Below are 18366 nucleotides of genomic sequence, written 5' to 3' on the forward strand. Positions count from 1 at the left end.
GGGTGGACGACTCGCGTACCTGAGCGGACGACTCGCGTGATCAGGGAGGCATCCAGCGTGACTGGAGGGGCATCGCGCGTGACTGGAGGGGCATCGCGCGTGACTGGAGGGGCATCGCGCGTGAGTCGAGGGTGCGCGTGAGTGGAGGGGCGGGGAGGGTCAGCCGCCGGCGAAGGGGGGAGGACGTCCAGCTCGGCGCCGTCGTGCAGGGGCCGGGTCAGGTCGCGGACCGCGATGCCGTCGAGCAGGTAGCTGGCGGCGTCCAGGACCCGCGGTAAAGAAGAAGGGTGCAGGCTCCGCAGCTCGGCCACCGCGTCGGCGACCGTCGCGCCGGACGTCAGCTGCACCTTCTCCTCTTCCGCGCCCGCCGCGGCACGAGCCGCCGCGAAGTACCGGACCACGATGGTCAGGGTCGCCATCTCAACCGCCGATCGCGCTCATCGGCCGGATCGGCTGCGCGAATCCGGCGTCGTTGATCTCGTGGCCGGCGAGCTTGCCCCACATCGTCGCCCGCCAGGCGTCCGCAATCTCTTCATCACGCGCGCCCGCGCGCGCGAGGGACCGCAGGTCCGTCTCGTCGTTGCTGAACAGGCACGAGCGCACCGCGCCGTCGGCGGTCAGCCGCGTCCGCTCGCACGCCGAGCAGAACGGCCTGGTCACCGACGCGATCACGCCGACGTCGCCGGGGCCGCCGTCGACCAGCCAGCGCTCGGCCGGGGCGCCCCCCCGCGCCACCGGGAACGGGGTGAGGGTGAACGAAGTGCCCAGCATCTCGAGGATCTCGGCCGCGGTGATCATCTCGCCGCGGTTCCAGCCGTGCTGGGCGTCCAGCGGCATCTGCTCGATGAACCGCAGGTGGTAGCCCTCGTCGAGGCAGAACTTCAGCAGCGGCACGGCTTGGGTCTCGTTGAGCCCGCGGATCAGCACGGCGTTGACCTTGACCGGGTCCATCCCGGCGTCCCGCGCCGCGGCGAGCCCGGCCACGACGTGCGAGAGCCGGTCGCGGCGGGTGATCGTCTTGAACAGCTCGGGGTCGACCGTGTCGAGCGAGACGTTGATCCGGTCCAGGCCCGCCGCCGCGAGCCCGGCCGCGCGCTTGGCGAGGCCGATCCCGTTGGTGGTCATGGAGAGCCGGGGCCGCGGCGACAACGCCGTGATCCGCGCCACGAGGTCCTCGAGCCCGGGCCGCAGCAGCGGCTCGCCGCCGGTGAGCCGGATGTCGGTCACGCCGAGCATCTCGACGGCGATCCGCATCAGCCGGATCAGCTCGTCGTCGGTGAGCACTTGCTCGCCCGGCATCCAGTCGAGGCCCTCCGCGGGCATGCAGTAGGTGCAGCGCAGGTTGCACCGATCCGTCAGGGAAACCCGGAGATCGGTGGCCACCCGGCCGAAGGTGTCGATGAGGTGCGGGTTCTCGGGTCGGGGCACGCGAGAAGAACCTCGTGTACCGGGGACGCGAGGAAACCCGAGATCCACTGCCGTCATTACGCCCAGAGTAGCTCCGGAACGCGCGAAGTGAGCCACTCGCTAGGATAATTTGCGGAGTGAGTTGTTCAGTTGGCGAACTATCTCGGTCGGCGGGGCCGGAGGAAGGCCGCGTGATGTCGGACACCACGGAAAAAACCTATCCGGTCACCGAAGAGGAGCTTTTCCGCTTCGCGGAATTGGGCCGCGAAGGCAGCACGCTCACCGTCCTGCGGCACGCCAGGATCGCCGAGCGGATGGGCTTGTCCGGCACCGACCACAAGACGTTCGACCTGGTCATCCAGGCCGGCGAGCCACTCACCGCCGGCCGGATCGCCGAGCTGACGGGCCTGTCCACCGGCGCGGTCACCGGCGTCATCGACCGGCTCGAGAAGGTCGGCCTGGTCCGCCGGGTCCGCGATCCCGAAGACCGCCGGAAGGTCCTCGTCGACGTCGTCCCCGGCGCCGCCGAGCGCTTCGCGCCGCTCTTCGCGTCGGCCTTCGACGCCCTCCGCGAGACGCTCGCGCAGTTCTCCCCGGCCGAGCGAAAAGTCATCGAGCGTTATCAGAATGTCATGCTGGGCCAGCTGCGCGCCGAAATCATGGAGAACGGCCGCCCCGCGTAGCTTTTCCTCAACTGCGGAGATAATGTCTCGGCCATGCCGCAATTTCGGTTGTCCGAGGCCGCGCGCCTGCTCGGGGTCAGCGACGACACCGTGCGCCGCTGGGTGCGCGCGGGTCAGCTGACCGCCACCGACGACGCCGCCGGCCGCAAGGTCGTGGACGGCGCCCAGCTGGCCGGGTTCGCCCGGGCGCAGGCCACCGGTCCCGACGACCCCTCGACGGTCGGCCGCTCCGCCCGCAATAGGTTCGTCGGGCTGGTCACCGAAGTCATCACCGACAAGGTGATGGCCCAGGTGGAACTGCAGTGCGGGGCACACCGCGTGGTGTCCCTGATGAGTACGGAAGCCGTCCGCGAGCTGGGTCTGCGCCCCGGGGTGCTCGCGGTCGCGGTGGTCAAGGCGACCACTGTCGTGGTGGAAACACCGGAAGGAAGTCGATGAAGAAGCTCGCTCTCGCCGTCGCGGCCGTCGCCCTGTTCGCGGGCGCGTGCAGCAGCTCGGACGAGCCCAGCACGCAGCCCGGCGCGTCGGTCACCGCACCCGCGCCCAAGGGGGCCGCGAACGCCGGCGGCGGCACGCTGACCGTGTTCGCCGCCGCGTCGCTCACCGAGTCGTTCACCGCGCTCGGCAAGGAGTTCGAAGCGCAGCACCCCGGCGTCACCGTGAAGTTCAGCTTCGCGGGGTCGTCCACCCTGGTGCAGCAGCTGACCAACGGCGCGAAGGCCGACGTCTTCGCCTCCGCCGACCAGGCCAACATGGACAAGGCCAACCAGGGCGGGGTGCTCGACGGCCAGGCGACCGTGTTCGCCACGAACAAGCTGGCCATCGCCGTCGCGCCGGGCAACCCGAAGGGCATCAAGTCCTTCGCCGACCTGAACAAGGCCGGGCTGACCGTGGTCACCTGCGCGCCGCAGGTGCCGTGCGGTGCGGCGGCGAAGAAGGTCGAGCAGAGCACCGGCGTCACGCTCAAGCCCAAGAGCGAGGAGTCGGACGTCAAGCAGGTGCTCAACAAGGTCCAGTCCGGCGACGCCGACGCGGGCCTCGTCTACGTCACCGACGCCACCTCCGCCGCGGGCAAGGTGGACAAGGTCGAGTTCCCCGAGGCGCAGCAGGCGATCAACAGCTACCCGATCGCCGCGGTCAAGGGCGGCCACGCCGACCTGGCGCACCAGTTCGAAGAGTTCGTCCTCGGCACCGAGGGCAAGAACGAGCTGGCGAAGGTCGGGTTCGGCTCTGCGCAGTAGGCGTTCCGCGAGTGGCCGGCCGGGCAGCGCCCCGGCCGGCCACTCGCGTGTCCCGTGGGTGCTGGCCGTCCCCGCCACGCTCGCGCTGGCCCTGGTGGTGCTGCCGGTTGTCGGGCTGCTGGTGCGCTCGGACCTGACGCGGCTGCCGTCGCTGATCGTCTCGCCGTCGTCGTGGCACGCGCTGCGGCTGTCGCTGGTCACAGCCGGGCTGTCCACCGTGGCCTGCGTGCTGCTCGGCGTGCCGCTGGCCGTGGTGCTCGCGCGCGCCCGGTTCCGCGGCGTCCGGCTGCTGCGCTCGGTCGTGCTGCTGCCGCTGGTGCTGCCGCCGGTGGTCGGCGGCCTCGCGTTGCTCTACCTGCTCGGCCGCAAGGGCTTCCTCGGCGCGTTGATCATCTCCCTGACCGGTGAGCCGGTGCCGTTCACGACGGCCGCCGTCGTCATCGCGCAGACGTTCGTCGCCATGCCGTTCCTCGTGGTCAGCCTCGAAGGCGCGCTGCGGAACTCCGGCGACCGCTACGAGCAGGTCGCCGCGACGCTCGGCGCGCGCCCGTGGACGGTGTTCCGCCGGGTCACGCTGCCGCTGCTGCTGCCCGCGCTCGGCTCCGGCGTCGTCCTCAGCTTCGCCCGCGCGCTCGGCGAGTTCGGCGCCACGATCACCTTCGCGGGCAGTCTCGAAGACGTCACCCGCACCCTGCCGCTGGAGGTCTACACGCAGGCCGAAGTGGACATCGACAGCGCCGTCGCGCTCTCGCTGCTGCTCATCGTGGTGGCGGTCCTCGTGATCGCCGTCGCCCGGCCGCGCTCGTGGGAAGGCGGCCTGCGGTGAGCCTCACCGCCCGGATCGAGGCCGTCCGCGGGTCCTTCTCGCTGGACGTGGACCTCGAGGTGCCCACCGGGACGGTGCTGGCGCTGCTCGGCCCGAACGGCTCGGGCAAGTCGACGGTCCTGGGCTGCCTCGCCGGGCTCGTCACCCCGCGGGCGGCGGAGATCACGGTGGCCGGGCGCCCCCTCGCCGGCGTGCCGCCGCACCGCCGCGGGATCGGCCTGCTCTCCCAGGACGCCCTGCTCTTCCCGCACCTGTCCGCCGTGGACAACGTCGCGTTCTCGCCGCGTTCGACCGGCGCCGGCCGCCGCGCCGCCCGTGAGCGCGCCTACTTCTGGCTGGCCGAAGTGGACGCCGTCGAGCTCGCCGACCGGCGGCCGGGGCACCTGTCCGGCGGCCAGGCCCAGCGCGTCGCGATCGCCAGGGCGCTCGCCGCCGAACCGGACCTGCTGCTGCTCGACGAGCCGTTCGCCGCGCTCGACGTCGACGCCGCGCCGTCGATCCGCGGTCTGCTCCGGCGGGTCCTCAAGACGGGGCCGACGACCGTGCTCGTCACGCACGACCCGCTGGACGCGCTCGCGCTCGCCGACCACGTCGCGGTGATGAACGGCGGCCGCATCGTCGAACGCGGCCCGACCCGTGACGTGCTGTCGGCGCCGCGGACGGCGTTCACCGCGCGGATCGCCGGCCTCAACCTCGTCGCCGGGACGGCCGTGACCGAAGGCCTGCGGACGCCGTCCGGCGAGGTCGTCAGCGGCATCCCGGCGCCGGACGTCGTGCCCGGCGAGCCCGCGGTGGCGGTGTTCCCGCCGAACGCCGTCGCCGTCTACCCGCACGACGGCGACCACCGCGGCAGCCCGCGCAACACCACCGACGCCGTCGTCGCCGCCCTCGAACCGCACGGGCCGGTGATCCGGATCCGGGCCGAGGGCGACGGCTGGGCCCACGGCCTCACCGCCGACCTCACCCCGGCCGCCGTGGCCGAGCTCGCCCTGGAGCCCGGCTCGGCGGTGACGCTGTCGGTGAAGGCCGCGACCGTGAGCGTCCACCCGGCCGCGGCCTCCTAGCCGACGCGGGTCAGGCCGCGTGGTGGTGGTCGCCGCCCGGGTGGACGTGGAACTTCGCCACCTCCGGCGGGTGCACGACGAACGGCCGCATCATGCCCTCGTCCTCGTGGTCGAGGATGTGGCAGTGGTACATGAACTCGCCGGTGCCCCCGCCGAACCGCCCGGCGACGCTCACCCACTGGCCGGGGTTCACGATGATCGTGTCCTTCCAGCCCTCCTCGTACTTCTCCAGCGGGACGTCGGTGAACCCGTCGATCGGCGCGGTCGTCCGCTCGGTGGGCTGGTCGAACGTCGTGGTGAAGCGCCGCCGGAACAGCGCCTGGAACTCCGTCAGGTGGATGTGGATCGGGTGCGCCGGCCCGCCGTTCGCGACGTGCAGGATGTTCCACACGGCCCACCGGTCGTGGTCGATGAAGATGCCCGTGGTGTCGTCGAAGAGCCGGCCGATCATCCGGAACGTCTTCAGGCCGCCCGCCGGGTCGTTCAGCTGGATGATCCCCTCGCCGCCCGGGTCGGCCTCGATCTGCTCGAGGTCCCACATCTCCGGGTGGCCCTCGGCGTTGAGCAGCAGCGCGATCCAGACGTGGTCGTGGTCCTCCGGCAGCGTCGAGCCGTGCACCAGCCGCTGGTACGACGTCGAGATCTGCTCCGGCAGCCGGAACGGGTCGTGCTTCGCCCGGCCGTCGACCCGGAACTCCATCAGGTCGGGCTCGATCCCGCCCAGCCGCGGGTCGGCGTTGCGCAGCTTGAGCTTCTGGCCCTGGAAGCGGCTGAAGTCGATCAGGACGTCGAACCGCTCGGCCGGCGCGACGGTCAGCCCACCCGCCGGCAGCTCCGCCGGCGCGGGCAGCAGGCCGCCGTCGGTGCCGATCAGGCGGACGGCGTCGTTGTGCGCCACGTTGTCCTCGTCGACCAGGTTGAGCGTGTAGAACCGCGAGTTGGCCGCGTTGAGCAGCCGGAAGCGGTACCACCGCGCGTCGACGTCGAGGTGCGGCCAGATCACGCCGTTGACCAGGTTGAACGGGCCCGAGAACGGGATCATCGGGCCGTTCGGCACCACCGGGACCTTGAAGAGCAGCTGCCCGGTGAGTTCGCCGGTCACCGGGTCGGTGTCCAGGTTCCGGTCGGTGATGATCAGCGGGATCTCGTGGTCGCCGTGCGGCAGGTCGAGCGCGTCCTCCTCGTCGTCGCGGATCAGGTACATCCCGGCGAGGCCGGTGTGGACGTTGAAGCGCGTGATCGCCATGGCGTGGTCGTGGTACCAGAGGGGCATCGCCGGCTGGACGTTCTGGTACTCGGCCAGCTGCGAAGTGCCCTTGAGGCCGGCGTTGTGCGCCCAGCCGTCGTTGCCTGCGTTGGTGCGCGCGCCGTGGAGGTGGACGACCGTCCACGACGGCAGGTCCGCGACGCCCTCGATGATCGAGTAGCCGGGCCGGTCGAGCTCGCGGCCCGGGCGGCTGGTCGGCGCGTCCGCGACCGGGCCCTGAACGGCGACGAGCGGGAACTCGCCGTCGATTTCGTTCGACCACGAAATCCGCAGCTGCTTGCCGCTGCGCACTTCGATCGTCGGACCCGGGAAATGGCCCGCGTACGTCCACAACGTACTTTGGGGCAATTGTGAGTGCAGCCGTTGCCGCTTCGCGATCATCGGAATCGTGATCATGTCCTGGCCCCACCAGGAATGCGGCCGGAGCACCGGTGGAATCCGCAGTGGGTCGAGGAACTTGGTGAGTCCCCAGTTCGGACCGGTGATGGGACCGGTGGTCGCCGGGCGTTCGATGATATCGGTCATTTGTTCTCCCCCTTCGCGATCGGGGGCAGGACGAATTGCGCCACGGCGGGTGCGCCGTCGGCTTCGAAAAGTATTCCCCCAAGCCCCCTCGGTGACCGGATGCGCGACTCCCCTCGCGATACCAGCAATTCCCACTGTAACCCTTTTCGCCGCGTACCGCAGGTGTCTCGCGCGCGTGATAGGTTTCGCCCATGAACGAACGCCGGTGGACGTACCTCTCCGACATGGACGGCGTCCTGGTGAAGGAGGAGCACCTCGTCCCGGGGGCCGACGAGTTCCTCGCCGAGCTGAAGGCGAACGGCATCGACTTCCTGGTGCTGACGAACAACTCGATCTACACCCCGCGCGACCTGCGGGCGCGGCTCGAGCGCACCGGGCTCGACATCCCGGAGGAGTCGATCTGGACGTCGGCGCTGGCGACCGCGAAGTTCCTCTCGTCGCAGCGGCCGAACGGCTCGGCCTTCGTGATCGGCGAAGCGGGCCTGACGACGGCGCTGCACGAGGTCGGCTACGTGCTGACCGAGCGCGACCCGGACTACGTCGTGCTGGGTGAGACCCGGACGTACAGCTTCAGCGCCATCACGCGCGCGATCCGGCTGATCGAGGGCGGCGCGAAGTTCATCGCGACGAACCCCGACGCGACCGGCCCGAGCGTGGAGGGCTCGATGCCGGCCACCGGGTCCGTGGCGGCCCTGATCGAGCGGGCCACCGGGCGGTCGCCGTACTACGTCGGCAAGCCGAACCCGCTGATGATGCGCTCGGCGCTGCGCCGCCTCGGCGCGCACTCGGAGTCGACGCTGATGATCGGCGACCGGATGGACACCGACGTGCACTCGGGGATCGAGGCCGGGCTGCAGACCATCCTGGTGCTCACCGGCATATCCACCCGGGAGTCGGCCGAACGCTATCCGTACCGGCCCACCCTCGTGATCGACTCGATCGCTGACCTGATCGGGCGGACCGGGGACCCGTTCGGCGAAGGCTGACGGTGGGCCGGGCGGGAGCAGGGCTTATCGTCACCGGATGAGCAAGTCCACGTATGTGGTCGGTGACGTCCACGGCCACCGTGACGAACTCGCCGACGCGCTGAGAGCGGAAGGCCTGGTCGACGACGAGGACAACTGGTCCGGGGGCGAGGACGAGTTGTGGTTCCTCGGCGACTTCGTCGACCGCGGCCCGGACGGCGTCGGCGCGATCGACCTGGTCATGCGGCTCGAGGAGCAGGCGGCCGAGGCCGGTGGCCAGGTGCAGACGCTGCTGGGCAACCACGAGATCCTCGCGCTGGGGATGTACCACTTCGGCGACGAGCCGGTGCCGTCCGACTTCGGCCCGCGCAGCTTCGCCCGCAGCTGGGAGATCAACGGCGGCCTGCTGTCGGACCAGGACCGGCTCACGCCGGAGCACATCGAGTGGCTGGCCGCGCGCCCGCTGGCCGCGCTCGCCGCCGACCACCTGCTGCTGCACTCGGACACGCTCGAGTACCTCGACTGGGGTACGTCGATCGAGGAGATCAACGAGGCGGCGGGCGAGATCCTGGCGGGCTCCGACATCGAGGCGTGGTGGGACGTCTGGCGCCGCATGACGACGCGCTACGCGTTCCGCGGCCCGGACGGCGAGGAGAACGCGCAGAAGCTGATGGACGAGCTCGGCGGGTCCCGGATCGTGCACGGCCACAGCGTCATCGCGGACCAGCTGGGGATCCACCCGACACAGATCGAGGGCCCGTTCCTGTACGCGGGCGGCAAGGCGCTGGGCGTCGACGGCGGCCTCTTCGTCGGCGGCCCGTGCCTGGTGGTGGCGCTGCCGTACGAGCCGGAGCCGTGATCACTCGATCTCGACGATCTCCTTGCCGAGCGGCATCAGCGACACCGGGATCATCTTGAAGTTCGCGATGCCGAGCGGGATGCCGATGATCGTGATGCACAGCGCGATGCCCGTGAAGACGTGCCCGATCGCCAGCCACAGCCCGGCGAAGACGAACCAGATGACGTTGCCGAAGCAGGACGCGGCACCGGCGTCGCGCCGGTCGACGACCGTGCGGCCGAACGGCCAGAGCGCGTAGCGCGCGATCCGGAACGACGCCAGCCCGAACGGGATGGTGACGACCAGGATGCAGCAGATCACGCCGGCGACCAGGTAACCCAGCGCCATCCAGAAGCCGCACAGGACGAGCCAGATGAGGTTGAGCAGGGTGCGCATCAGACGTGCAGCTCCCCGCTGAGGACCGTGACGGCCTGGCCGGAGAGGTGCACGCGGTCGCCGTCCTGGCGGGTCCGGACGATCCCGCCGCGCTTCGACACCTGCTCGCCGGTGAGTTCGTCGCGCTGCAGTTTTTCGGACCAGTAGGGCGACAGGATGCAGTGCGCGGAGCCGGTGACGGGGTCTTCGTCGATGCCGACACCCGGCGCGAAGAAGCGGCTGACGTAGTCGTCACCCTTCGCGGTGACGAGCAGCCGCCCGTTCCAGGTGTTCTTGAGCTTCGCGAGGTCCGGTTCGAGGTTTCTCACCGTTTCCGCGTCGGGGAGGACGGCGAAGAGGTTCTCGACGCCTCGCCCGGTGTACTCGATCTCGACACCGGGGAGGATTTCGGACAGGTCGTCGTCGGTCTGCCGCGGTGGGTCGGAGGGGAAGTCCAGCTCGACCCAGCCGTCCTTGGCGTTGGCGCGCAGTTCGCCGCTCTTGGTGGTGTAGACCTGCTCGCCGCCGAGGACGTGGGTGGTCGCGACGGTGGCGTGCCCGCAGAGCGCGACCTCGACCTCGGGGGTGAACCACCGCAGCGACTTCGGGCCATCTCCCGAAGTGACGACGAAGGCGGTCTCGGCGTGCTTCATCTCGGCGGCGACGGCTTGCATCCAGCTCGCGTCGGCGGGCTCGTCCAGCAGGACGACCCCGGCGGAGTTCCCGCTGAAGGCCCGGTCGGTGAAGGCGTCGACGATGAAGAAGCGCATGTCACCAATGTAGCCGCGGCTCTCGCCGCCGAACTTGATCTCCGGGAGATCTAGGGGTTTTCCCCGAGGGTCGGCCGGACGATCTTCTCGCCGTCCGGACCGCGATCGGGCTTGAGGTCGAAGACGTCGTCCTCGACCGCGTACTTGTTCTTGTGCTCTTTGTCGTCTTCCTTCTTCTTGCCGGCGGCCCCCGCGGCCCCGGCGCCGCCCGCGCCCTTGCCCTTCGCAGCCGCGGCGGCGGTGGCCCCGCGTTCGAGCCGTTCGCCCGTCTTGCCCGTGCCGGAGGCCTTGCCTTCGCCGGGCATTTCCTTGGGACTGCCGGCACCCCCGGAAACCCGCGAACCGGCGAACCCGCTCCCGGCGCGCCCGGGTTTGCCGCGAGCGGTGTCCCCACCGGCCCCGGCGGTCGTCCCAGGCGCCCCACCGCCGGCCACGGCCAGCCCATCGGGAGTGAGACGGCCGAAGGTGCTCGCCGCCGGCGCGGAGCGGAAGTTGCTGTTGCCGGCGAAGTTGTTGGACCCGCCGATGCCACTGGTGGTACCGGGCGGCACGTAGGAGGGAGGCGTGGTTCCCGGTGGGGTGGTGCCTGGTGTCGTGCCTGGGGGTAGGTAGGCGCCACCGGTGGTCCCGCCGGTTCCGGTTCCGCCTCCGCCTCCGCCGATTGTCGGGGCGCCGCTGAAACTGCTGCTGCTGGTGCCGTGGAACCCACTGGCCGAGGTGGAATCCCCGTTCCCCAGCTGCGGCGGAGGTGTGTAGGTGGGCTGGGTGCTGGCGGTTTCGTGGTAGGTGGAGTCGAGGTTCTGCAGGACCTGAACGGCCTGCTGGTGCGCGGCATCGGCCTGCTGCTGCTTGGCCTGGATGCCGCTCATGGTCGAGTTCATGCCGACGACGTCGCCGGACAGGTACTGCTGCTTCGCCTTGTCGAACTCGGCTTGCTGGTCGAAGCCGGTGGGCTCGGGCATGTTGGTCTTCGCGTAGTGGGCAGCCGCGGACTGCTGGGAGTAGTGGTTCGACGCGAGCTGCATGGCGTTGCCCGTTTGTTCGGCGTGGCCGGCCGTGCTCTGGAAGAAGCCGTTGGCCTGGTCCGCGGCCGGTCCCTGCCACGACCCACCGGCCGCGGTGGCGGCGTCGCGGAACTGGTTGGAAGCGTCGGCGAGCCAGTTGCCGTAGACGTTGGCCACCCTGCTGCGGTCGTTGAGGTCCTCGAGGTTCATGTTCTTGTGGACCATGTCGTACAGCACTTCGTGTGGCTGGTTCGCGTAGTTCTGATCCGGCGTCGGCGCCCCGCCACGCAGGGTCTGTCCTTCTTGCAGGAGCTTGCTCTGGGCAACCGAATAGTCCGACGCCGCCTTCTGGGTCAGCCCCGGTGCATCGGCGCTGTGGCCTTGGAGCTTCTGTTCGGTGGCCGCGTAGTAGTCACCCTCGGACTGGCGGTGCTGCGCCCGGTGCGGCTGACTCATGGCTGACTCCGTATCAGTTGTTCTTCGGCAGCAGGGGCTCGACTTTCGGGGCGAGGTCTTCGATTTGCCGGCAGGCGCCCGCGGTGTCCGACCCGAAGGTGAGCGACAGCAGGGCCCGCGAGTCCCGTACCTGGAACCGGATGGCGCATTGGCCCTTGACGTTCAAGGGTTCCTGTTCCTCGATCGCCGGGCGCTCGTTGACCTTCCCGTCGCTGGCCTTGGCCGGGTTGTTCACGTTGTCCTTGTAGTTCCCGCCGGCCTGCAGGAACAGCCCGACATCCACGGGCGAGGTGTCGCCGGACCTGGGTTTGTTGGCGTGGCAGCCGTGTGCCGGATCCGCGACCGTCTTCTCGGCTTGGGGAAACCCCTGCCCGGCGAGGGCTTGGTCGAGAATCGTGCACGGGCTCAGGCCCGCGAAGGGGTCGCCCGAATCGGCCGTGGTGCTGTTCGTGGCGGAAACCGGTGAGCTCGGGTTCGCCTGTCCGCCGACCTCGCTGGTGCAGGCGGCAAGGCCGAACCCCAGAGCCAGGGCGGCGAACGCGACAACCGGAACGCGTCGTGAGAGCACTACTCCTGCAGCCCCTTGTTCAACTTGGCGAACGTCATGCTGTGGGCGTCCTCGGTCTCGCGGTAGTTCTTGCGCGCGATCACCATGGCCTCGCGAGCTTGCTGGACACCGTCTCGCATCTTTTCGAGGTTGGGGATCAGCGACTCCGGGTCGCCGTTGGCCACCTTCACGTTGAAGCCGGCGACGGCCTTGGCGTAGTCGCTGCCACCCATCTGGGCCGGATTCGCCAGTTTGTAGACGTTGGTGATCATCGTGTCGAAGCCGTCGATGAAGAAATCGCAGGCCTTGATGTACGCCTGGAAACCTTCCTCGTTCACCGCGAACTGGCCGTTCTCCGCGAGGGACTTCAGGTGACGGCCGCCTTCGCCGACCTGCTGGGCGGCCTGGTCGTTCACCGGACCGGCGAGCAGCCCCGAGAGAAAGTTCGAACCCGCGTCACCGGCTGCCGGCGGGGGTGTGAACGAGCCCGGTGCGCCGAACTGCGATCCGCCCATGACGCCCTCCCCGGAGTCTCGGCACCACCCTGCGTGGTCCTCTCGCACTGTACTAGTGACGAACAGGCGGCGTCAGTGGTTCCTGCCACGCTCGTGGAGCCAGGTCCGCAGGTGAGAACCATCCGAAGGGGTGAACCTGACTCGCGACTGACCGCCGGGCAGGGGGTCGGTGAACATCAGGAACCGGCCGCCGTCGTTGTCGATGAACGTGACCGTGCCGACCGGGTGCAGCGGGGCCTGGCCCTCGCGGGCCGACAGCTCGAACGTGCCGTACCGGTGCAGGGGCCACGCCGAGAACTCGGCCGCCGCCGCGGTGTCCTGCTGGGAGCCCGGTTGGACGAACGTCAGCTCCGCCAGCGGCACCGGCGGGTAGCTCGGGAGCATGCCGACCACCACGTCGACCAGCCGGTCCGGGCGTGTCTGGGCGAACAGGATCTCCTCGCCCGCCAGCTCCGAGAACACGCCGAGGCCGTGGCCGATGGCCGCTCGGTAGAACACCTGGCGGCCCTCTTCCGCCGCGCGGACGATGATCAGCACGTCCGGCTGGGTCCACGCGCGCAGCGTCTGCTCCACCTCGATGTCCAGCTTGTCCGGCCCCGCCAAGCCTCTCGCGCGCATCGACTCCCAGGACTCCGCCGCGATGCGGTCGTGCTCCGCCAGAGTGTGGCCCGGGCTGCGGATCTCGAAGGGGTGCCAGTTCGCCGGAAGGCCGGTACGCCGGACCGCCGCGTCGACCTCCGCCAGGCCCAGTGAGAATTCCTCCGGCACGTCCCCGAGCGTAGCGGAACCGCCACCCCGCGCTTCAGATGTCGAGCTGCCGCACACCCGTCTCGGGCAGCGCCACCCGGCTTGCCGTCGCGCGGGTGCGGAGGCGGACTATCTCGTGCGGCTGCAGGCCGATCGCGACGCCGAACGCCTCCACGTCCGGGAAGCCGCCCTGGCGACGACGCAGGTCCAGTGCCATGGCCACCTGCTCCGGTGAAAGCACCTGAGCCAGCTCCGGTCCCGAAGCCGTGTTGACATCCAACACAGGAGCGGGAGGCGGGGCCAGCGGAGTCACCTCAGCCGGGACATAAGCCTCGATCACGTCGTTCTGCCGCAGGTCCCGGAACGCCAGCCCGACCGTGAACACCCGCGACCCGGCGGTCGTCCGCACCGCCACGCCGTCACGGGCCAGCGACAGGATCCGCAGGTCCGGCGCGACGATCGTGCTGCGCTCGTTGAACGTCGTGCCGATCGGCCGCAGCACCCGCGCCCGCCCGCCGACCGTGAACGCCGCGGTCCGCCCCTCCGGCACCTCGACCGCCGCCACCACCGAGCCGGTGCCGAGGTCGGTCAGGCCGTGCACGACCGCCGTCCCCTCGCGCCGCTCGAATTGCGAGGGCTCGTGGAACGCCGTCAGCGCGTCGCCCGCCAACGGCGGCACGTCGCACTGGAAGCCGAGCAGCACCGTGCCCGGCGGCCCGGCCGGCAGCTCCTCGAGCGGCCCGCCCGGGCCGAACAGCCCGAGCACCCGCATCGGCTCGCCGATGGGACGGCCGCCCCGCGTCAGCGAAACCAAGGCGCCGAACCGGAGGACACCGTCCCGGACGAGCACCTGCACGTGGAACCCGGTCAGGTGGTCGTACGCCGGTGCCAGAACCGAAGCCACAGCGTCCTGGCGGCTCAGGTCCGGCCCGACGGCGTCGTCGGTGTACAGCTCCAGCGCGTCCCCGTTCCCGAGGTCCCGCCACCCGACCGCGACGAAGACGTCCTTGAGGAACCCGGCGTCGAGCACCGGCTCGACGTCGCTGGAGAAGAACTTCTTCCGCACCACGATCCCGAGGCGCAGGTTGTCCGCCAGGACCCGGTCGCCCCGGCGGAGCCGCGCGCGGGCGCCGCGGACCGCGCGCCCGGCGCTCACCTGCCCGCCGGGCAGCTCCCCGAGGCCGGGGACGGTGACCGAGTCGTGGATCGCCTTGCCGAACTCGATCAGCCCGACCCTGACCTCGGTCACGACGTGGCGGCCAGCGTGACGCTGATCGACTGGTCGGCGTTGACCCGCTCGGACTCGACGCGCATGCCGTTCGAAGCCGCGCGTTCCTTGAGCCGGGCGAGAACAGCGCGCTGCACCTCGGCGGCGTAGGCCTCGTCGACCGACAGCACCAGCCGCGAAGCCTCCGCCTCGACGAGGCCGGGGCCGTCGACGTGCGCCAGCTGGACGCCGTCCGGGCCGTAGACGAACGTGATCCGCCGTCCCTCCCAGGCCGCGACGACGGAGGTGCCGTCGTCGGTGACCTGCGCCCGCAGCCCGGTCAGCGCGCGGCCCAGCAGGTCGCGGTGCCGCATGCGCGTCCGCACGGTGACCACGCCGGCCTGCGTGTGCGCGGCGATCGTGGCCGCGTTGAGCTGGGCCAGCGCCTCACTGCGCAGCTTGAGCGTGACACTCATCGGTGATCCCCTTCGAGCAGCGCTTCGAGTACTTCGGTGGTGGCGAACCCGTTCAGCTCGATCGCGCCGTCCGGGGCGATCGTGAGTTCCAGGCGGTTCGGGGTGGCGTAGATCGACTCGTCGTAGCGGCCGGTCAGGAAGTGGAACCGCTGGTTCACCGACCCCACCCACGGCCGCGAAGTCTCCGGCCGGTCGGCCAGGAACGGCCCGTCCACCAGCAGATCCGTCGAGTCCAGGAGCTTCGACGGCGGCAGCTCCTCCAGGACGTGCCCGGTGAACGTCATCACCGAAAGGCCCTCGGAACGCACCGCGGAGGCGAAGAGACCCAGCGGCGCCGCCTGGTCGAACGGCTCACCACCGAGCAGCGTGACGCCTTCGATGCCGGAAATCGCCAGGACGCGCGAAACCAGGTCCTGCCAGGCCATCGGAACACCACCGCGCGTCGTCCACGTCTGCGGGTTGAAGCACCCGGGGCAGCGGACCGAACACCCCTGCGTCCACACCGCGCAGCGCAGGCCGGGGCCTTCGGCCGCGGTGACGTCGACGATCCGGTGGAGGTTCAGGAGTTCCATTGCGACTGCTGCTGCGACGCGGTGTCTTCCGCGGAAGCGGTGGTGCGCCGGTAGTCCTCGGTGAACTCCGACGACACCGTTTCCGCGCCGAGCAGGTCCTCCAGCAGCGGGATGTAGTCGAGGCACTTCGACCCGGTCACGCCGTGCGTTTCGGCGCTGATCGAGCCGTCCTTGCCGATCGTCACGGTCACGCGGTGCGTCATACGTCGATCGTCCTCCCACTCGGTGACGCCGGAGGCGGCGGCGCAACCGGCTCCGGAACGGGAACGGAAGTGTCCGTGGCGGCGACGGCCCGGGTCTCCGCCCAGTTCCGGATGGCCAGGATTTCGTCGGCCTGGGTGACCGACAGCGGCACGGTCGACTTCACCGCGCGCACCAGGTCGTCCCGGCGCAGCGGCCGCTTCTCGGCGAACGCGTCGACCAGGCCGGACAGCACGGCCTGCTCGATCTCGGCGCCGCTGTAGCCGGCGCTGACGTCGGCGAGCTCGGCGAACAGGGCGTCGTCCATCCGCAGCTCGCTCGCCACGAAGGCGTCGGTGACGCGCTTGAGCAGGTGGATCCGCCAGATCGCGGCCCGCTCGGGCGCCGACGGCAGGTCGACGAAGAAGATCTCGTCGAACCGGCCCTTGCGCAGGAACTCCGGCGGCAGCGAGCCGACCTGGTTCGCGGTGGCCATCACGAACACCGGCGCCGTCTTCTCCTGCATCCAGGACAGGAACGTGCCGAACACGCGGCGCGCGGTGCCGCCGTCCCCGCCGCCGCCCGCGCCGGCCAGGCCCTTCTCGATCTCGTCGACCCACAGCACGCACGGCGCGATGCCCTCCGCGGTGCGGATGACCGTGCGGATGTTCTTCTCGCTCGAGCCGACCAGCCCGGCGAAGACGCGGCCCAGGTCCAGCCGCAGCAGCGGCAGCCGCCACATGTTCGCCACGCACACCGCGGACAGGCTCTTGCCGCAGCCGGGCACACCGGTGAGCAGCAGGCCCTTCGGCGCCGCCAGGTTGTACGCCGCCGCGGCGGGCGTCCAGGTGCCGGTGCGTTTCGTGAGCCAGCGCTTGAGCCGGTCCAACCCGCCGACGGCGTCGAAGCCCGTCCCCGCGGGCACGATGTCGAGCATCCCCGAGCGGCGGACGGCCTGGCGCTTCTCGGCGAGGATCAGCTCCAGGTCGCTGGGGTCGAGCCCGCCGCCCTCGACGAGCGCCCTGGCGAAGGCGTTCTCCGCCTCCGGCAGCGTCAGCCCGCGCGCCGCCGCGACGATCGTGTCGCGGTTGTCGCGGTCGATGCTGATCCGGACGTTCTGCCGGTGCGCGGCGACCATGCCGTCCAGCAGCTCGCCGATCTGGCGCTGGTCGGGCAGCGGGAAGTCGACGACGGTGGCGTCGTGCTCCAGCTCCGGCGGTACGGGCAGCGACGGCGACACGAGGATCAGGCTCAGCGGCACCGGGCGGGTCTTGAACGCGGCGGCGAGCTCGCGCAGCCGGCGGACGACCTCGGGATCGGGCCGGTGCCCGCCTTCGGAGACCAGCGACGGGTGCAGGTCGGCGAAGACGAACACGGCGGGCTCGCCCCAGCCGTAGACGCGTTCCAGCGCGGCCGACGCGGCGCGCGTCTCGGCGATCGGCGGGCCGCCCGCCGGGGCCAGCCCGGTGGTGGACGACCACACGTACACGCGGCGCGGCGTGCGCAGCCGTTGCGCGTCTTCGGCCACCGCGCGGATCTCCCGCAGCACCCGCTGCTCTTCGTGCGTTTCGACGACCAGCAGCGGGTAGCGCGCCTGCAGCAACTGGGTCAGCTCGTCGCGAAACCCCTGGCCGGCCATCGATCGCCCCCTCGCGAAGTCCGTTCGGACCCTACCAACCCCGGCGACCCGGTCACGCGTCGACGAGGAGGACTTCGTAGGTCGGGCTGGTGGGCGGGTAGCCGCTGAAGATGTGGGAGTTGACGACGGCGAGCCGGTTGCCGACCTTCGCCGCCGACACCGGCTGGTCGAACAGCGGGTCGGTGATCGTGCCGGCGGGATCGCCGTGGCTCAGGTCGCCGTCCAGGCACCACCGGCTGATCGTGTCGTCGAGCTGCACCGCCCAGAGCCGGTGCCCTTCGAGCACGAGACTGGCCACGCTGGGCGCGGTCACGCCCGCGATCTCCTTGCTGGCTCCGGTGACCGGGTTGATCGTGTACACCTTGCCGGGCGTCGTGGCGGCCACGAGCAGGGTGTCGCCGGACGGCGTGGCGATGATGTCGTTCATGAAGAAGGTGCCGGGCGAGCCGCCCGCGCCCGGCCCGCTCAGCGGGAGGGTGCGCGGCGTTCCGAGCCCGCCGGACACGACCGGCACGAAGAACAGCTGCGGGTGGTACGAGTCGGTGAACCAGGCGCCCTGCGGGGTCACGGCCACGTCGTTGACGTAGGACGTCTGCGGGTCGCCGAAGGTGAAGTCCGCGACCTTCGCCTTGGTGCGGACGTTGTAGACGTAGGCCTTGCCGCCGTTCCCGCCGGCGACGAACAGCAGGTCGTGGCGCCGGTCGAGGTCCACCCCGGCCGCCATCGCACCGGGCGGCGCCTCGATGAAGCGCTCGGCGGTGCCGCGCCGGACGTCCTCGCGGAAGATCGTGCCGGCGATGAGGTCGCCGGTGTAGTAGGTGCCGCCGCCGGCGGGGGTGATCCCTTCGGCGGACGTGGCACCGGGTAGCACGATCACCCGGGTCGCCGCCGAGGCCGGTGCGGCCACGGCGAGCACGAGCACCAAGATCGCCGACGGCAGAGCCAGGATTCTTCGCATCGGGTTCCCTCCCGGTCGTCCCTCTCGCGAAGGGCATCCTGCCACCGCTGGCTGCCGGGTGCGGCGGTTTCTAGACTCGGCGGCAGTCATCGTCGACTTCAGGA

At 70.7% G+C, this 18366-nt stretch carries 21 protein-coding genes and 1 pseudogene; 7 read left to right on the top strand and 15 right to left on the bottom strand.

The window, feature by feature from the left end:
* Window positions 1–173: 173 nt before the first annotated feature.
* A pseudogene (locus tag ACH54P_RS33795) lies at window positions 174–419 on the bottom strand (MoaD/ThiS family protein); the annotation flags it as partial.
* A 1-nt stretch (window position 420) separates the two neighbouring features.
* Window positions 421–1428: a GTP 3',8-cyclase MoaA gene (gene moaA / locus ACH54P_RS33800; RefSeq protein ID WP_489907353.1), complete on the bottom strand. Its 1008-nt coding sequence runs from the start codon at window positions 1426–1428 to the stop codon at window positions 421–423.
* A gap of 173 nt (window positions 1429–1601) precedes the next feature.
* Here moaA and ACH54P_RS33805 point away from each other — a divergent pair, with 173 nt between their 5' ends.
* Genes ACH54P_RS33805 through ACH54P_RS33825 form a run of 5 tightly spaced genes read left to right on the top strand, consistent with a single transcriptional unit; the run spans window position 1602 to window position 5221 of the window.
* Window positions 1602–2090, top strand: a complete 489-nt coding sequence (locus ACH54P_RS33805; RefSeq protein WP_489907354.1) for a MarR family winged helix-turn-helix transcriptional regulator — start codon at window positions 1602–1604, stop codon at window positions 2088–2090.
* Window positions 2091–2123: 33 nt separating this feature from the next.
* On the top strand, window positions 2124–2528 hold the full coding sequence (locus tag ACH54P_RS33810; protein WP_489907355.1) for a TOBE domain-containing protein: 405 nt from the start codon (window positions 2124–2126) through the stop codon (window positions 2526–2528).
* Window positions 2525–3331, top strand: a complete 807-nt coding sequence (gene modA, locus ACH54P_RS33815) for a molybdate ABC transporter substrate-binding protein (RefSeq protein WP_489907356.1) — start codon at window positions 2525–2527, stop codon at window positions 3329–3331. Before ACH54P_RS33810 ends, modA begins: the two co-directional genes overlap by 4 nt.
* 58 nt (window positions 3332–3389) lie before the next feature.
* Entirely contained in the window at window positions 3390–4157 is a 768-nt protein-coding gene (locus tag ACH54P_RS33820) for an ABC transporter permease (protein ID WP_489907357.1), read from the top strand.
* Window positions 4154–5221, top strand: a complete 1068-nt coding sequence (locus ACH54P_RS33825; protein ID WP_489907358.1) for a sulfate/molybdate ABC transporter ATP-binding protein — start codon at window positions 4154–4156, stop codon at window positions 5219–5221. Before ACH54P_RS33820 ends, ACH54P_RS33825 begins: the two co-directional genes overlap by 4 nt.
* Window positions 5222–5231: 10 nt before the next feature.
* Here the strand turns inward: ACH54P_RS33825 and ACH54P_RS33830 are convergent, their stop codons facing one another.
* Complete coding sequence (locus ACH54P_RS33830; RefSeq protein ID WP_489907359.1) at window positions 5232–7013, bottom strand: multicopper oxidase family protein; 1782 nt, start codon at window positions 7011–7013, stop codon at window positions 5232–5234.
* A gap of 191 nt (window positions 7014–7204) precedes the next feature.
* Between ACH54P_RS33830 and ACH54P_RS33835 the strand changes: the two genes are divergently transcribed.
* A complete protein-coding gene (locus ACH54P_RS33835; RefSeq protein WP_489907360.1) occupies window positions 7205–7999 on the top strand; it encodes an HAD-IIA family hydrolase in 795 nt (264 codons plus the stop codon).
* 37 nt (window positions 8000–8036) lie between these two features.
* Complete coding sequence (locus ACH54P_RS33840) at window positions 8037–8837, top strand: metallophosphoesterase (protein WP_489907361.1); 801 nt, start codon at window positions 8037–8039, stop codon at window positions 8835–8837.
* On the opposite strand, the gene ACH54P_RS33845 is transcribed toward ACH54P_RS33840, so the two are convergent.
* The 12 genes from ACH54P_RS33845 to ACH54P_RS33900 all read right to left on the bottom strand — a co-directional run bounded on the left by ACH54P_RS33845 (window position 8838) and on the right by ACH54P_RS33900 (window position 18262).
* Window positions 8838–9212 (bottom strand): YccF domain-containing protein, encoded by a 375-nt coding sequence (locus ACH54P_RS33845; RefSeq protein ID WP_489907362.1) that lies wholly within the window; start codon window positions 9210–9212, stop codon window positions 8838–8840.
* Window positions 9212–9961 carry a PhzF family phenazine biosynthesis protein gene (locus ACH54P_RS33850; protein ID WP_489907363.1) on the bottom strand — a complete coding sequence of 250 codons (750 nt, stop codon included), beginning with the start codon at window positions 9959–9961 and terminating at the stop codon, window positions 9212–9214. The genes ACH54P_RS33845 and ACH54P_RS33850 overlap by 1 nt, the downstream gene beginning before the upstream one ends.
* A 50-nt stretch (window positions 9962–10011) precedes the next feature.
* Window positions 10012–11421, bottom strand: coding sequence for a hypothetical protein (locus ACH54P_RS33855; protein WP_489907364.1), 1410 nt, complete (start codon window positions 11419–11421; stop codon window positions 10012–10014).
* A 13-nt stretch (window positions 11422–11434) separates the two neighbouring features.
* Complete coding sequence (locus tag ACH54P_RS33860) at window positions 11435–11989, bottom strand: DUF3558 family protein (protein ID WP_489907365.1); 555 nt, start codon at window positions 11987–11989, stop codon at window positions 11435–11437.
* Entirely contained in the window at window positions 11989–12483 is a 495-nt protein-coding gene (locus tag ACH54P_RS33865; RefSeq protein ID WP_489907366.1) for a hypothetical protein, read from the bottom strand. The genes ACH54P_RS33860 and ACH54P_RS33865 overlap by 1 nt, the downstream gene beginning before the upstream one ends.
* A gap of 72 nt (window positions 12484–12555) precedes the next feature.
* Entirely contained in the window at window positions 12556–13251 is a 696-nt protein-coding gene (locus tag ACH54P_RS33870; protein WP_489907367.1) for an ESX secretion-associated protein EspG, read from the bottom strand.
* Window positions 13252–13285: 34 nt separating this feature from the next.
* A complete protein-coding gene (locus ACH54P_RS33875; protein ID WP_489907368.1) occupies window positions 13286–14479 on the bottom strand; it encodes a hypothetical protein in 1194 nt (397 codons plus the stop codon).
* A complete protein-coding gene (locus tag ACH54P_RS33880; RefSeq protein ID WP_489907369.1) occupies window positions 14476–14913 on the bottom strand; it encodes a hypothetical protein in 438 nt (145 codons plus the stop codon). The genes ACH54P_RS33875 and ACH54P_RS33880 overlap by 4 nt, the downstream gene beginning before the upstream one ends.
* Window positions 14910–15485 carry a 4Fe-4S single cluster domain-containing protein gene (locus ACH54P_RS33885; protein WP_489907370.1) on the bottom strand — a complete coding sequence of 192 codons (576 nt, stop codon included), beginning with the start codon at window positions 15483–15485 and terminating at the stop codon, window positions 14910–14912. The genes ACH54P_RS33880 and ACH54P_RS33885 overlap by 4 nt, the downstream gene beginning before the upstream one ends.
* On the bottom strand, window positions 15473–15688 hold the full coding sequence (locus ACH54P_RS33890; RefSeq protein ID WP_489907371.1) for a DUF2997 domain-containing protein: 216 nt from the start codon (window positions 15686–15688) through the stop codon (window positions 15473–15475). The genes ACH54P_RS33885 and ACH54P_RS33890 overlap by 13 nt, the downstream gene beginning before the upstream one ends.
* Window positions 15685–17304 carry an AAA family ATPase gene (locus tag ACH54P_RS33895; protein WP_489907372.1) on the bottom strand — a complete coding sequence of 540 codons (1620 nt, stop codon included), beginning with the start codon at window positions 17302–17304 and terminating at the stop codon, window positions 15685–15687. Before ACH54P_RS33895 ends, ACH54P_RS33890 begins: the two co-directional genes overlap by 4 nt.
* Window positions 17305–17356: 52 nt before the next feature.
* Window positions 17357–18262: an SMP-30/gluconolactonase/LRE family protein gene (locus ACH54P_RS33900; RefSeq protein ID WP_489907373.1), complete on the bottom strand. Its 906-nt coding sequence runs from the start codon at window positions 18260–18262 to the stop codon at window positions 17357–17359.
* Between the last annotated feature and the right edge of the window lie 104 nt (window positions 18263–18366).

Source organism: Amycolatopsis sp. N2S4-7, assembly GCF_058119595.1.

What these genes read in the sequence shown, in the direction of transcription:
- ACH54P_RS33805 (WP_489907354.1), top strand. Translation starts at nt 1,602, where the DNA reads ATGTCGGACACCACGGAAAAAACCTATCCGGTCACCGAAGAGGAGCTT.
- ACH54P_RS33810 (WP_489907355.1), top strand. Translation starts at nt 2,124, where the DNA reads ATGCCGCAATTTCGGTTGTCCGAGGCCGCGCGCCTGCTCGGGGTCAGC.
- modA (WP_489907356.1), top strand. Translation starts at nt 2,525, where the DNA reads ATGAAGAAGCTCGCTCTCGCCGTCGCGGCCGTCGCCCTGTTCGCGGGC.
- ACH54P_RS33830 (WP_489907359.1), bottom strand. Translation starts at nt 7,013, where the DNA reads ATGACCGATATCATCGAACGCCCGGCGACCACCGGTCCCATCACCGGT.
- ACH54P_RS33835 (WP_489907360.1), top strand. Translation starts at nt 7,205, where the DNA reads ATGAACGAACGCCGGTGGACGTACCTCTCCGACATGGACGGCGTCCTG.
- ACH54P_RS33840 (WP_489907361.1), top strand. Translation starts at nt 8,037, where the DNA reads ATGAGCAAGTCCACGTATGTGGTCGGTGACGTCCACGGCCACCGTGAC.
- ACH54P_RS33845 (WP_489907362.1), bottom strand. Translation starts at nt 9,212, where the DNA reads ATGCGCACCCTGCTCAACCTCATCTGGCTCGTCCTGTGCGGCTTCTGG.
- ACH54P_RS33850 (WP_489907363.1), bottom strand. Translation starts at nt 9,961, where the DNA reads ATGCGCTTCTTCATCGTCGACGCCTTCACCGACCGGGCCTTCAGCGGG.
- ACH54P_RS33855 (WP_489907364.1), bottom strand. Translation starts at nt 11,421, where the DNA reads ATGAGTCAGCCGCACCGGGCGCAGCACCGCCAGTCCGAGGGTGACTAC.
- ACH54P_RS33865 (WP_489907366.1), bottom strand. Translation starts at nt 12,483, where the DNA reads ATGGGCGGATCGCAGTTCGGCGCACCGGGCTCGTTCACACCCCCGCCG.
- ACH54P_RS33880 (WP_489907369.1), bottom strand. Translation starts at nt 14,913, where the DNA reads ATGAGTGTCACGCTCAAGCTGCGCAGTGAGGCGCTGGCCCAGCTCAAC.
- ACH54P_RS33885 (WP_489907370.1), bottom strand. Translation starts at nt 15,485, where the DNA reads ATGGAACTCCTGAACCTCCACCGGATCGTCGACGTCACCGCGGCCGAA.
- ACH54P_RS33890 (WP_489907371.1), bottom strand. Translation starts at nt 15,688, where the DNA reads ATGACGCACCGCGTGACCGTGACGATCGGCAAGGACGGCTCGATCAGC.
- ACH54P_RS33895 (WP_489907372.1), bottom strand. Translation starts at nt 17,304, where the DNA reads ATGGCCGGCCAGGGGTTTCGCGACGAGCTGACCCAGTTGCTGCAGGCG.
- ACH54P_RS33900 (WP_489907373.1), bottom strand. Translation starts at nt 18,262, where the DNA reads ATGCGAAGAATCCTGGCTCTGCCGTCGGCGATCTTGGTGCTCGTGCTC.